A 12,672-nucleotide genomic window follows, 5' to 3' on the forward strand; every position below is an offset into this window, starting at 1 on the left:
TGGCGCCCTTCAGGAAAACCGCTGGCCGCTGCCATGCAGCTGCCGCAATGAATGCAAGGCCCGGTTCACGGGCCTTGTTTCAAGACAGACAAGACTAGCCAGATCCTTATGAATGTTGATGTAAAGATTCTCGATGCGCGCCTGCGCGACAACCTGCCCGCCTACGCCACTGCCGGCAGCGCCGGACTGGACCTGCGCGCCTGCATCGATGCGCCCGTGACCCTGGAGCCCGGCCAGTGGCAGCTGATTCCCACCGGCATGGCCATGCACCTCAAGGACCCCCATTACGCGGCGCTTATCCTGCCGCGCTCGGGCATGGGCCACAAGCACGGCATCGTGCTGGGCAACCTGGTCGGCCTGATCGACTCCGACTACCAGGGCCAGCTCATGGTCAGCGCCTGGAACCGTTCGCAGACCGCCTTCACGCTGCAGCCCATGGACCGTCTGGCCCAGCTGGTCATCGTGCCCGTGGTGCAGGCACAGTTCAATCTGGTGGATGACTTTGCCGACGCCAGCGAGCGCGGCGAAGGCGGTTACGGCTCCACCGGCAAGCACTGAGTCTCTGGACTCGCCCGCACCTCGCGCAACATGAGCCGCCAGACCCGCAGCCGCTCTGCTTCCTGGACCAAGGTGCAGCTGGGGCGCGACCAGCACATGCGGCGACGCCTGCAAAAACGCCACTGGCTGCGTCTGCATGCCGCTCTGACCGGCGGCCTGAGTCTGGCTGCCATGTCCCTGATCAGCCTGTGCCTGCTGCATGCCGGTGTGCACAGCATGGGGCTGCGCTATGGGCTGGCGCTGGCCTGCGGCTATCTGCTTTATCTGCTGCTGGTGCGTCTGTGGGCGGGCTGCATGCTGCGCCGCGACTGGGACGGGGGCGAGCTGCCCTCCGATGGTCCCGGCTTGGGCGGCAAGCCGGGCAGCGCCGACGCTGCGGGCTTTGAAAGCGGGCAGGGAGGCTCCTACGGCGGCGGCGGTGCCGGCGGCCACTGGGACGATGGCGCAGCCGTGCCTGATATCGCGCCTGCGTCGTCGGGCCTGGAGCTGCCGGATGTCGATGTGTCGGGGCTGGACGGACTCGATGAAGGCGCCGTGGTGCTCGTGCCGGTGCTGCTGGTTTTTGCGGCCCTGCTGATCGCGGTCACGGGCATGGGCTCGCTGATGTGGCTGGTGTTCGGTGCCGATCTGTTCCTGACCGTGGCGGTAGAGGTGGCGTTTGCGCTGCTGATGACCCGAACCCTGTATGTGGTGGAGCGCGAAGGCTGGCTGCTGGCGGCGCTGCGCATCAGCTGGAAGCCCGTGCTGGGCGCCCTGGTCGCGGCCGTGGCGCTGGGGCTGCTCGCCGACTGGCTGTTTCCCCAGGCCGATACCCTCGCACAGGTGCTGCGCAGTCTTTGATCGCCCTCAGTCCTGGTGCCTGGCGCCAGGCAGTTGCAGCTGCATGCGCAGCCCGCCCAGCGGCGATGGCAGAGCCTGGATGCTGCCACCATAGGTCTGAACCAGATCGCGCACGATGTCCAGGCCCAGCCCGGCGCCGGGACGCTGTTCGTCCAGCCGCTCGCCGCGCGCAAAGATGCGCTCGCGCAACTCGGGGGCAATGCCCGGGCCGTCGTCGTCTATGCACAGCGTCAGTTGCTGGCTGTCATCGGCTATAGGCTGCACCTTCAGAACGACCTTCGACCTGGCCCATTTGCCGGCGTTGTCCAGCAGATTGCCCAGCATCTCCATCAGGTCCTGGGAGTCGCCCTTGAAGTCCCATTGCGAGGGGTCTCCCTGTAGCTCGAAGCGTATGCAGCGCGCCGCATGCAGCTTGTCCATGGTGTGCACCAGGGAGTGCAGCGGTCCGGCCAGCGCGGTGCGCAGGCCATGGCCTTGCTGCGCCGCTGCGGCGGCGGCGCGGGCGCGGGCCAGGTGATATTCGACCTGGCGGCTGGCACTGGCGACCTGCTCGCGCACCAGGATCGCGAGCGGGCTGTCCTGCTGCGCGGCCGCGTTGCCCATGATGCTCAGCGGGGTGTTGACTGCGTGAGCCAGATTGCCGGCCTGGGTGCGGGCTCGCTCCACCATCTCGGCATTCATGCGCAACACATGGTTGAACTCCTGAACCAGGGGCATGATTTCGGCCGGGTGCTCGCCCCTGATTTCAGAAGCTTCGCCCTGGCTCACGGCGGCCAGCTGACGGCGCAGGGCGGCCAGCGGAGCCAGTGCCAGCTGCAGCTGCACAACCACGGCGGCGATCAGTCCCGCCGCCAGCATGCACAGCGCGGCCACCAGCATCTTCGTAAAGCGCTGCAGCGGCGTGGCCAGCATGGCCGCGTCGGCGGCAATCATCAGGCGCAGCGGTGGGGCATCGGCCTCGGGCAACTGCACGGTACGCGTCACGATCACCAGGGTGTTGCCATTGCCGTCCGACATATGGCCGTAGCTGGCGGGAGCGTGCAGGGGCAGGGTTGGCTCCCAGACCTTGTCGGCCTGGAAGAAAGGCCAGTCCAGGGTCTGGTCCCAGAGCGAGCGCGAACGCTGGATGCCGGCCTGAACCGTTTGCTGGCCGCTGGCATCGAGCTGGTCCACCTGCCAGTACATGCCCGACAGCGGTTGCTGCAGCAAGGGATCGCCGGAGAAGGGCGAGACCGTGACCGGGACGGCCTGATCCGGCTGGTAGTTGACGGCGCCGCTGAGCCGGTCGAGCTTGGCCACCAGCTGGCTGCGCAACTGCTGGGTCAGGTGCTCGGCAAACAGCGTGCGCAGGCCCCAGCCCGTGAGCAGCAGGGCCGCCAGCACCCAGATCAGGGCGCCCGCCAGCAGTCGCAGGCGCAGCGAGTTCTTCCAGGAGCCCGCAGTCAGCGGGGGCGGCTGTTGGGTCGTGGGGGTGGTCAGAGTGTGCTCGGACATAAGGGTTATGTGTGGTTGGAGGGCGCGACCAGGCGATAGCCCAGGCCGCGCACGGTTTCAATCGAGCCTGCAGGCAGCTTTTTTCGCAGGCGCCCGACAAAGACCTCGATGGTGTTGGAGTCGCGATCGCTGTCCTGCGGGTAGATATGCTCGGACAGCTCGGTGCGCGAGACCACGGCGCCCATGCGCTGCATCAGCAGGGCCAGCACCTTGAATTCATGGCTGGTCAGCGTCAGCGCCTGACCTTCGACGGTGACGCGCGCCTGGCGCGAGTCCAGGGTGATGGCACCGCATTGCCACAGTGCGCTGGCATGCGGGCTCAGACGCCGCAGCAGGGCCCGCAGACGCGCCAGCAGCTCTTCCATGTGGAAGGGTTTGGCCAGATAGTCGTCGGCTCCGGCATCCATGCCTGCGACTTTTTCATGCCAGGCGGCTCTCGCAGTGAGGATCAGCACCGGCATGGAGCGGCCCTGAGCGCGCCAGGCGCGCAGCACGCTCAGCCCGTCGCGCACGGGCAAGCCCAGATCCAGCACCGCAGCGTCAAAGCTCTCGACCTCGCCCAGGTATTGCGCCGTCTCTCCATCGGCGGCCGTCTCCACGGTGTGGCCGGCCTGCAGCAGGGCCTGCTGCAGCTGCTCGCGCAGCGTGGGTTCGTCTTCAATCAGCAAAATTCGCATGCTCTGCAGCCTTCCTGAATGCCGGGGCTCACTTCTTGCGCTTCATGCTGATGAGGCTGCCGTTGCTGGCATCGATCTCCAGCTTGACCACCTTGCCATCGTTTTGCAGCAGCCGGATCTCGTAGACAAAGCGGCCGTCCTCGCGGTCGAACTCCACCTTGATGACCTGGCCCTGGTATTGCTGCTCGACCTGATCCAGAACCGTGCGCAGCGGCAGCACCTGGCCCTGGCGCAAGGCCTGGCGGGCGAGTTCGTGGTCGTTGTCGCCGGCATCCGAGGTGGCAGGCCACAGGCTCAGCGCGGCAAAGCCTGCCGTTGCCAGCAGCATGGCCAGCACGGCATGAAGGGCGCGCCGGCGTGGGCGTGGCGGGGATTGCGGTTCATTTGAGGCGTTGGAAGAAGTCATGGCGAAGGAGCTGGAGTTGAGGTGATGCGGCCTGGTGGCGCTCTGCAGCCAAGGTTATAGGCCTGCATCGATGAACGGAAGCTGAATGGCGGCTTCAGAAACGGTTCAGGGTGAATGCGAACAATCGGTCGCAATCCCAACAGGGCACCTCCCGCCCGGCGGGCCGTATTTTTGTCCCCCTCGTTCACCAACCGACTGCAGGAGTTTCCATGTCTCATCTTCAAGCCCCCGTCTTTGCTATGCCCGCTCGCGTCCTGTCGCTATACCGGACCATGCAGCGCAGCGGCGGCATCGCCCTGCTGGGAGGCGCCGCGCTGCTGTCCGCAGGCACCTGCCTGGCCGCAGAAAACTCCCTGGCTGACCGTGCCTCGGCTTCGGTGGCGGCCGTGCGCGGCATGGCACTCGGACCGGCCCTGTCCATCCGCGATGTCTGCGACCGGCTGGAGAAGGCCGGCTATCGCGAATTCCAGGAGGTGGAGTGGGACGACGGCCTCTACAAGGTCAAGGCCACAGCCAGCGATGGACGCTTTGTGAAGCTCTATGTGGATGGGCGCAGCGGTGAAGTGCTGCGCGTACTCAGCAAAGGCTGAGTTTGCTATATTTTTAATAGCTTTCGGCGCTTTGTGATGGAGGTTTCAAATGGTATTTGAATCGGAAATGAGCGCTGCTCAGGGCAAGGCGCTATGGTTTGAAGAGTTGTAAACGGCTGCGCTTTACTCAAAGTATTGTGAGCAAATGTGAAAGCTGTCGTCCTGGCGAGCCTGTGCCGCGTTGCAATGGAAAGGCAGACCGTGCAAGGTTTGCAGAGCAACTCATAACAGGGACTGCGGCGCATGGAATGTGCATGCGCCAATCAGGAGATTTCCATGCAAATCAATCAACGCTGGGGCCGGTTGGCCATGGTGAGCGCAATCGTTGCGGCTCTGTCGGCCTGCGCGGCCTATCCCCAGGGGGGCTACCAGAGCGGCGGCTATCAGGGGGGCTACTCCCAAGGTGCTTATTCGGGTTCTGGCTACCCTGGCAGCACACAGGCCTACCCCGTGGGCAACAACCAGGTCCAGACCTATCCCGCCAATAACTGTGGCTACAACAACCCCAACTGCTATTCGCAGCAGCCTCAGCAATACGCCCAGCAGGGCCGTGTGATGAATATCGAGACCGTGCGCGTGCAGGACGGCAGCGGTGTTGGCGCAGGCGGCGCGATTGCCGGTGGCGTGATCGGCGGCGTGCTGGGCAACCAGGTGGGCAAGGGCTCGGGCCGTACACTGGCGACCATCGCCGGTGTGGCTGCAGGCGCTTTCGCCGGCAATGCCGTGCAAAACAGCATGGGCGGCGGCAGCGTGCGCGATATCTACCGCGTTACTGTGCAGCTGCAGGACGGCAGCGTGCGCGCTCTGGACTACCAGCAGCCTCCGCAGCTGAGCATCGGCGAATACGTGCGCGTGGAAGGCAACCAGATCTTCCGCCGCTAGGCAGCCGAGCGCACAAAACAAAAGGGACTCCGAGGAGTCCCTTTTTGTTGTCTGAAGCGATGAGCGATGCTTGAGCCGGTGGCGCAGCGCAACTCAGTGACAGCAAGCAAGAGCCTAGGCGGCCCCGCCGCCCCGCAGCGAAGCTGTCGTCCCCCTGAGGGGGGAGGCGCAAAGCGCCTCAGGGGCTCAGTGAAGTGTTTCGTTGCCCGGAGCCATGGGCTCGATACGGAAAAATCCCGTACCGGCTGTGCCACGACCGATTTCTTCCTCGGTGGCCTCGCGCACGGCTTCGATCTTGAGGTGCAGGCGGATGGCGATTCCGGCCAGCGGGTGGTTGCCGTCCAGCACCACATGCTCGGGATAGATTTCGGTGACCGTGTAGAGCAGATCGGGAGGCACGGGGTTGGTGCCCTTGGGCATGGCCGTGCTCTCGAAGCTCATGCCTTCCTCGATCTCCTCGGGGAACAGCTCGCGCTTTTCCAGGAAGATCAGGCTCTCGTCATAGTCGCCGAATGCTTCTTCGGGCTCCAGGTGCAGGTCCAGTGTGGTGCCTACGCCGTGGCCTTGCAGAGCCTCTTCGATGCGCTTGAACAGATCATCGCCACCGACAAGGAATTCCACGGGCTCGTCCAGCACGTCCAGCTCCTCGCCCAGGGTGTCTTTCAGTGTCCAGGTCAGGGCGACCACGCATTGTTGGGTAACTTCCATGGTGTGTGTATGCAGTTGGTGGGCCGCGGGCCAGTCCCGCAGCCGAAATTGAAACGCCGCCACGACCGTGGCGCAATGGCAGGCATTGTCCCATGCGCTGCCCGGCACTGCAGCACAGGCCTTTTGTTACACCCTGCAAAAAGCACTTGCACGGGCTTCACATTGGCGCTCTTGCAGGCCTGCATACTGGCCTCATCTTTGCTGCAAGTAATTTGCGGGCTTAAAGGAAAGCACCATGACCTCTCAAGAACAACAACTGCTGCAAGACCTGTGTGCCAGACTGACGCTGACCCAGGGCCAGCCCAAGGACGCACAGGCCGATGCCGAGCTGCGCCGTGGATTGAGCAACGCGCCCGATGCGGTCTACTGGCTGGCCCAGCGCACCTTGATGCTGGAGCAAGCCATTCAGCAGGCCCAGCAGCAGATCGGCGAGCTGCAGCAGCAGGTGAAGCAGGCCCAGCAAAGCCAGAGCCAGGGCGCAGGCAGCTTTCTCTCGGGCGGCCTGGGCACGCACTTCGGCCGGGCTCCCGAGCGTTATGCCGAGGATGGTGGCTACGCTGCCAATGCCCAGCCTCCCTATCAGCCCCAGTACCAGCCGCAGAACCAGCCGCAAGTGGCGTCTCAGCCCTCCAGCTGGCGCGACCGTTTCTTTGGCGGCGGCTCGGCGCCGCGTGCTGCAGCGCCGCAGGCCTATGGCCAGCCCGCAACCTCTGCCGGCAGCAGCTTCCTGGGCAATGCCGCAGCGGCCGCAGCCGGTGTGGCGGGCGGCATGTTTCTGTTCAACGGGCTGGAGAATCTGATGGGCGCCCATCACGCCGGCTCGGGCAGTCAGAGCGGCGGCGAAAGCAAGTCACTGGCGCAGGACAGCAGCAGCCAGGGCCTGCATGGTGATAGCGGCAATACCTCGAGCCTGGCCAACGATGCGGGCCTTGGCAGCATAGACAACTCAGCCAGCTTTGACAGCGGCAGTTGGGACGATGGCGGCGGCTTCTTTGACGATGACTTTGCCTGATTACATGCTTTGAGATTTTTGAGGCTCAAGCCCTTTTCCATCAAACGCTAGCAGCTATGGATTAGATAGTGAGAAGGAAAAAAGAAAGCCACCTGGCGTTTTCAAATCAGGTGGCTTTTTTAATTTCAGTAGCGATGGGCGCGAGCTTTAACTAGGGCGTGACCTAAGTGTGGGACAGCAAGCAAGCGCCGCCGCGCAGCAAAGCTGTCGTCCCCCTCCGCGAAGCAGAGAGGGGGAAGCGGCGGGGCCGCCCAGGCAAAGCCGCTCAGGGGGGTCTTTAGAACGGATAGTGGCGTGCTTCAGTCTGCATGGTAATCCAGCGTGTCTCGGTAAAGGCATTGATGCCCTGCTGGCCGCCGAAATGGCCATAGCCCGAGGCCTTGACGCCGCCAAACGGCATCTGAGCTTCGTCATGCACCGTGGGGCCGTTGATATGGCAGATGCCGGCCTCGATGCGCGCAGCCACACGCCAGCCGCGGGCCGTATCCCGGGTGAAGACTGCGGAGGACAGGCCGAACTCGTTGTCATTGGCCGTGGCAATGGCTTCTTCCTCGCCATTCACGCGCACGATGCCCTTGACCGGGCCGAAGGTCTCCTCGTGGAAGATGCGCATCGCCGGCGTCACATGGTCGATCAGCGTGGCGGGCATCAGCGTGCTCTCGGCCTTGCCGCCGCAGACCAGTTTTCCGCCCTTGGCCAGCGCGTCGTCGATCATGGCATTGCAGCGCTCCACCGTGGCCAGATCGACCACCGAGCCCAGTACCACGGGGCCCTTGCGCGGGTCGCCCAGCGGCAGGCTGCTGGCCCTGGCGGCAAACTTGGCGATGAACTCGTCGGCCACCTTGTTGTCCACCACAAAGCGCTCGGTGGACATGCAGATCTGGCCCGAGTTGGCAAACGCACCAAAGGTGGCGGCGTTCACGGCCGCATCGATATCGGCATCGTCCAGCACCAGGAAGGGAGCCTTGCCGCCGAGCTCCAGCAGCGCGGGCTTGAGATGTCTGGCGCAGGTCTGGCCGATGATGCGGCCCACACGTGTGGAGCCGGTAAAGCTCACGCGGCGCACGGCCGGGTGGGCCACGATGGCTTCGACCACGCTGCCCGCATCGGCGGGCGCATTGGTCACAAAGTTCACCACGCCGGCGGGCAGGCCCGCGTCCTGCAGTGCCTCGATGATCAGGCCGTGGGTGGCGGGGCAGAGTTCCGATCCCTTGAGGATCACGGTATTGCCGCAGGCCAGGGCCGTGGAGATGCTGCGCACGGCCAGGATCACGGGGGCATTCCAGGGCGCGATGCCCAGCACCACGCCGGCGGGCTGGCGCACGGCCATGGCCAGGCTGCCGGGCACGTCGGAGGGAATGATCTCGCCATTGATCTGCGTGGTCAGCGAAGCCGCTTCCAGCAGCATGCTGGCGGCCAGATGCACATTGAAGCCGGCCCAGATGCCCGAGGCGCCGGTTTCTGCGGCCATGGCCGCGGCAATCGCTTCGCCCTTGGCTTCCAGCGCCTGGGAGGCCTTCATCAGCATGGCGCGGCGGGCGTTCGGCCCCAGTTGCGACCAGGCGGGGAAGGCTGCTGCCGCTGCATCGCAGGCGCGAATCGCGTCCTCGGTCGTGGCTGCCGGGGCGCGCGTGGCCACGCTGCCATCCAGCGGGTTCCTGCGTTCAAAAGTCGCGCCATTGCCGGCTGCGCATTCCTGGCCGGCTATCAGCATTTTTTGTTCGATCATTTGTGTCTCCTTTTAAGTGTCGAGCCAGTCGATAAGACTGGTAATTGTTCAGGGCCTTCAATGAAGTGCGGCCTGGTAAAGGGGTGCCGAGCAAGGGCCTAGGCGGCCCAGCCGCCCCGCAGCGTGGGCTGCCCCAGCATGGGCTGCCCCAGCGATGGGCTGCCCCAGCGATGGGCTGCCCCAGCGATGGGCTGCCCCAGCGATGGCATCGTCCCCCTCTGGGGGAAGCGGCAAGGCCGCTCAGCGGGATTCATCTCAATGTTCACCGCCTAAATAAGCGCGGCGCACGGCGGGGCTGCTGCTGAGTTCTGCGGCCGAGCCTTCGCCCACGATGCGCCCGGTTTCGAGCAGATAGCCGCGATCGGCAATCGCCAGGCTCTGGCGCGCGTTCTGCTCCACCAGCAGCACGCCCATGCCCAGCGTCTTGATGCGCGCCAGGGCTGCGAACAGCTCTTTGCACATCAGCGGTGACAGGCCCAGCGAAGGCTCGTCCAGCAGCAGGATATCGGGTTGGCTCATTAGCGCGCGGCCCACGGCCACCATCTGCTGCTCGCCGCCGCTCATGGTGCGCACGGCCTGGGGCAGACGGTCGCGCAGCTTGGGAAAGAGGGCGAAGACCTGCTCCAGATTGCTGGCCTCGTTGGCGCGCGCGCGCCGGGGCTGGGCTCCCAGCAGCAGGTTTTCCTTGACGCTGAGATCGCCGAACACGCCGCGCCCCTCGGGCACCAGGGCCAGGCCGGCTTGCACGATGGCATGCTGGGGCAGCTGCATCAGCTCCTGGCCCGCCAGCTGGGCGCTGGCGCCGGCCTGGGGCGTGACCATGCCGCCCAGCGCCTTAAGCAGGCTGGACTTGCCTGCTCCGTTGGCGCCCAGCATGACGACCAGCTCGCCGGGCCGCACCTGGAGGCTGACCTGGTGCAGCGCCTCATGCTTGCCGTAGCTCACCGAGATATTGCGCACTTCAAGCATGGCGAACCTCCGCTGACCGGTCTTCATCTGCACTCACATCTTCCCCCAGATAGGCACGCACCACCTCGGGCTCTTTGAGCACCTGGGCCGTGGGGCCGTCGGCTATTTTTGTGCCCGCGTTCATCACCACGCAGCGGCTGCACAGCGCGTGTACGGCGTCCATCACATGTTCGACCATGAGAATCGTCAGCCCCGTGGCCTGCAACTGCCGGATCAGTGCAATGCCCTGCTGCAGCTCCGTGGGGTTCAGGCCTGCCAGCCATTCGTCGAGCAGCAGGATCTGCGGCTCCAGCGCCAGCGCGCGGGCCAGCTCCAGGCGCTTCTGGTTGATATAGGTGAGCTCGCCTGCAGGAGTATTCGCAAATTCGGCCAGACCCACCTGATTGAGCAGTTGCAGGGCACGCGCAGCAGCAGGTTTGCCAAACAGTGGTCGGGGTTTGAAGGCCATGCCGGCAATGACGTTGTCGGTGCAGCTCATGGAGCCCAGCACCTTGACCAACTGGAAGGTGCGTGCCACGCCCAGGCGGGCGATCTGGTGGCTTTTGAGCGGGTGGATGGGCTTGCCGTTGAATACGATCTCGCCGCCGTTGACGGGCAGGGCGCCCGAGATCAGATTCATGGCCGTGGTCTTGCCCGAGCCATTGGGGCCGAGCAGGCCAACGACCTCGCCCGGGTAGACGTCAAAGCTCAGTGCGTTGACGGCCACCAGGCCGCCGAAGCGTTTGGTGGCGCCGCGCACGGAAAGCAGGGTGGCGGTCTTCATGGCTGGTCTCCCTTGCTGGCCGAATTCCTGCCCAGCAGCCTGGCCAGCACGCCAGACAGGCCCTGGGGAATGAAGTACACGATCACGATGAACACCAGGCCCAGCAGAATCGAGAAATGGTTGGGGAAGTTGGCACCCAGGTACTCGAACAGCAGCACCAGCGGCACGGCCCCCAGAATCGGGCCGAACAGCGCGCCTGCACCGCCGAGCAAGGCCATGATCAGGGTCTGGAACGAGACGGCGGGAGCAAAGGCAATGCTGGGGTCGATATAGGTCCAGCGCGGAGCCATGATGGCGCCCGTGACGGTGATGAACACGGCGCTGACGGCGAACAGCAGCAGCTTGGCCGTGGTGGTGTTGATGCCCACATGGGTGGCCACGGTCTCGTCCTCGCCGATCACGCGCAGGGCCAGACCCAGGCGCGAGCGATTGATGAGGGCGCGCAGCGCCAGCACCAGAGCCAGCATGGCCAGCAGTTGCCAGTAGATATCGAGCTGGGTGATCTCCACGAACACATAGCGGCCCAGGTCCTTGGTGATGTTGACTTCCCACCAAGTGACGAGCTGCTTGACCAGCTCGGCCAGGCCGAAGCTGAAGATCACGAAGTACACGCCCGACAGCCGCAGCGTGGACAGCCCCACGATCAAGGCCATGATCAGGCCCACGCCGGCCGCAATCCCCAGCACGGCAGCCCAGGGCAGGGACTCGCCGAACACGGCGGTGACATAGGCGCCCATGCCGAAGAAGGCGACGGTGGCCAGCGAGATATAGCGCGTCGGTCCAGAGAACAGAGCCCAGGCCGTGGCCAGCACGCAGTACATCAGGATGCTGATCATGAGCGAGAGGTAGTACTCGTCCGTCAGCCAGCGCGGCAGCAGTGCCAGGCCCAGCAGGGCGGCGGCGCTGACGGCCCAGATCAGGATTTCCTTGCGATGGTTCGGATTCATCGTGCGGCCCTCCCGAACAATCCTGTGGGCTTGAACAGCAGCACCAGCAGGAACACCGCGTAGTTGACGGCCAGCGTCAGGCCGGGGTCGACAAAGGAGGCCACCAGTGTTTCGGCAAAGCCCAGCAGCATGCCGGCCACCAGGCAACCCATGAGATTGCCCACGCCGCCCATGATGACGACGATCAGCGCCTTCATCGCAAACATGGTGCCCATGCCGGCCGAGAAGGGCAGAAACATGCTGACCAGCACGCCGCAGACCGCCACCAGCGCGCCGCCCAGACCGTAGGCCAGTGCCGCCGTGCTGCGCACATTGATGCCGACCAGAGGTGCGAACTGCGGTGCCACGGACACGGCGCGCACCACGGCGCCGGCGCGGGTGCGCGTCAGCAGCAGGTACAGGCTGCCCCCCAGCACGATCGCAAAGCCCAGCACCAGCAGACGGTTGGCCGCGACCTTGCTGCCCAGGATCTCCACGGGTTCGGACAGATAGCTGTAGCTGTGATAGTCGCCGCCGAACATCACCAGCATGATGCCCTGCACGACGAACAGCATGCCGAAGGTGGCCAAAATTGAATCCACCTCCAGCGCCGGTCCGCCCTTGGCGCGGCGCACCAGCGGGGTCAGCAGCAGCTGATAGATCAGCCACTGGATGGCAAAGCCCAGCGGCACCACCAGCAGCACCAGAAGCAGCGGTGAAATACCCCAGCTGCTCACCGCAAAAAAGGCCAGAAAGGCCGGTGCAATCAGAAACTCCCCATACGAGAGATTCATGATGCGCGCCACGCCGTACTGCAGCGTCAGCCCCATGGCCACCAGGCCGTAGAGCCCGCCCAGCATGGCGCCAGCAAGAAGGATGTCTATTAAATTCATAGCGTATACCGCTGGTGATTCATTGTTCTTGTTATGAAATCAATGCAAAGTTAAAGCTAGACATGCGCAAGAAGCTCTTGTTTTGATAGTTCTCGCGGAGCTGGGCGAATGCTGGAATAGGCATGCCCCAGCAACGGGACAGCGAGGAAGGGCAGCCCCGCACCGAGGCTGTCGTCCCCCTCCCATAGCGCGAAGCGCGTAGAGAGAGGGGGAAGGCGCGCAGCG

The 12,672-nt window shown here is 64.7% G+C and carries 14 protein-coding genes; 5 read left to right on the forward strand and 9 right to left on the reverse strand.

Annotated elements, in window-relative coordinates; genetic code table 11:
- Positions 1 to 108 precede the first annotated feature (108 nt).
- Both dut and MPZ60_RS05990 read left to right on the forward strand, forming a co-directional pair.
- Complete coding sequence (gene dut / locus MPZ60_RS05985) at positions 109 to 558, forward strand: dUTP diphosphatase (RefSeq protein WP_034359942.1); 450 nt, start codon at positions 109 to 111, stop codon at positions 556 to 558.
- Positions 559 to 588: 30 nt separating this feature from the next.
- Positions 589 to 1,398 carry a hypothetical protein gene (locus MPZ60_RS05990; RefSeq protein WP_034359943.1) on the forward strand — a complete coding sequence of 270 codons (810 nt, stop codon included), beginning with the start codon at positions 589 to 591 and terminating at the stop codon, positions 1,396 to 1,398.
- A gap of 6 nt (positions 1,399 to 1,404) precedes the next feature.
- On the opposite strand, the gene MPZ60_RS05995 is transcribed toward MPZ60_RS05990, so the two are convergent.
- Genes MPZ60_RS05995 through MPZ60_RS06005 form a run of 3 tightly spaced genes read right to left on the reverse strand, consistent with a single transcriptional unit; the run spans position 1,405 to position 3,906 of the window.
- Entirely contained in the window at positions 1,405 to 2,892 is a 1,488-nt protein-coding gene (locus MPZ60_RS05995; RefSeq protein ID WP_080746206.1) for a sensor histidine kinase, read from the reverse strand.
- Positions 2,893 to 2,897: 5 nt separating this feature from the next.
- On the reverse strand, positions 2,898 to 3,569 hold the full coding sequence (locus tag MPZ60_RS06000; protein ID WP_034359944.1) for a response regulator transcription factor: 672 nt from the start codon (positions 3,567 to 3,569) through the stop codon (positions 2,898 to 2,900).
- 28 nt (positions 3,570 to 3,597) lie between these two features.
- Positions 3,598 to 3,906, reverse strand: a complete 309-nt coding sequence (locus MPZ60_RS06005; RefSeq protein ID WP_080745993.1) for a PepSY domain-containing protein — start codon at positions 3,904 to 3,906, stop codon at positions 3,598 to 3,600.
- A 278-nt stretch (positions 3,907 to 4,184) separates the two neighbouring features.
- On the opposite strand from MPZ60_RS06005, the gene MPZ60_RS06010 reads away from it, so the two are divergent.
- On the forward strand, positions 4,185 to 4,565 hold the full coding sequence (locus tag MPZ60_RS06010) for a PepSY domain-containing protein (protein ID WP_034359954.1): 381 nt from the start codon (positions 4,185 to 4,187) through the stop codon (positions 4,563 to 4,565).
- Positions 4,566 to 4,841: 276 nt separating this feature from the next.
- A complete protein-coding gene (locus MPZ60_RS06015) occupies positions 4,842 to 5,447 on the forward strand; it encodes a glycine zipper 2TM domain-containing protein (protein WP_034360058.1) in 606 nt (201 codons plus the stop codon).
- A 186-nt stretch (positions 5,448 to 5,633) separates the two neighbouring features.
- On the opposite strand, the gene MPZ60_RS06020 is transcribed toward MPZ60_RS06015, so the two are convergent.
- Positions 5,634 to 6,155 carry a peptidylprolyl isomerase gene (locus MPZ60_RS06020; protein ID WP_003064531.1) on the reverse strand — a complete coding sequence of 174 codons (522 nt, stop codon included), beginning with the start codon at positions 6,153 to 6,155 and terminating at the stop codon, positions 5,634 to 5,636.
- A gap of 235 nt (positions 6,156 to 6,390) precedes the next feature.
- Between MPZ60_RS06020 and MPZ60_RS06025 the strand changes: the two genes are divergently transcribed.
- Positions 6,391 to 7,167: a DUF2076 domain-containing protein gene (locus MPZ60_RS06025; protein WP_034359956.1), complete on the forward strand. Its 777-nt coding sequence runs from the start codon at positions 6,391 to 6,393 to the stop codon at positions 7,165 to 7,167.
- Positions 7,168 to 7,444: 277 nt separating this feature from the next.
- On the opposite strand, the gene MPZ60_RS06030 is transcribed toward MPZ60_RS06025, so the two are convergent.
- The 5 genes from MPZ60_RS06030 to MPZ60_RS06050 form a co-directional block, all read right to left on the reverse strand.
- The gene (locus MPZ60_RS06030) at positions 7,445 to 8,896 is read right to left on the reverse strand and encodes an aldehyde dehydrogenase (protein ID WP_034359957.1); all 1,452 of its coding nucleotides are present in this window, start codon (positions 8,894 to 8,896) and stop codon (positions 7,445 to 7,447) included.
- A gap of 255 nt (positions 8,897 to 9,151) precedes the next feature.
- Positions 9,152 to 9,865 carry an ABC transporter ATP-binding protein gene (locus tag MPZ60_RS06035; RefSeq protein ID WP_034359959.1) on the reverse strand — a complete coding sequence of 238 codons (714 nt, stop codon included), beginning with the start codon at positions 9,863 to 9,865 and terminating at the stop codon, positions 9,152 to 9,154.
- Positions 9,858 to 10,628, reverse strand: coding sequence for an ABC transporter ATP-binding protein (locus MPZ60_RS06040; RefSeq protein ID WP_034359961.1), 771 nt, complete (start codon positions 10,626 to 10,628; stop codon positions 9,858 to 9,860). The genes MPZ60_RS06035 and MPZ60_RS06040 overlap by 8 nt, the downstream gene beginning before the upstream one ends.
- Positions 10,625 to 11,575, reverse strand: coding sequence for a branched-chain amino acid ABC transporter permease (locus tag MPZ60_RS06045; protein WP_034359962.1), 951 nt, complete (start codon positions 11,573 to 11,575; stop codon positions 10,625 to 10,627). Before MPZ60_RS06045 ends, MPZ60_RS06040 begins: the two co-directional genes overlap by 4 nt.
- Entirely contained in the window at positions 11,572 to 12,447 is an 876-nt protein-coding gene (locus tag MPZ60_RS06050; RefSeq protein WP_034359964.1) for a branched-chain amino acid ABC transporter permease, read from the reverse strand. The genes MPZ60_RS06045 and MPZ60_RS06050 overlap by 4 nt, the downstream gene beginning before the upstream one ends.
- Positions 12,448 to 12,672: the final 225 nt, after the last annotated feature.

Origin of the sequence: Comamonas sp. 7D-2, assembly GCF_022749555.1 — a bacterium.
Lineage (GTDB): Bacteria > Pseudomonadota > Gammaproteobacteria > Burkholderiales > Burkholderiaceae_C > Comamonas > Comamonas thiooxydans.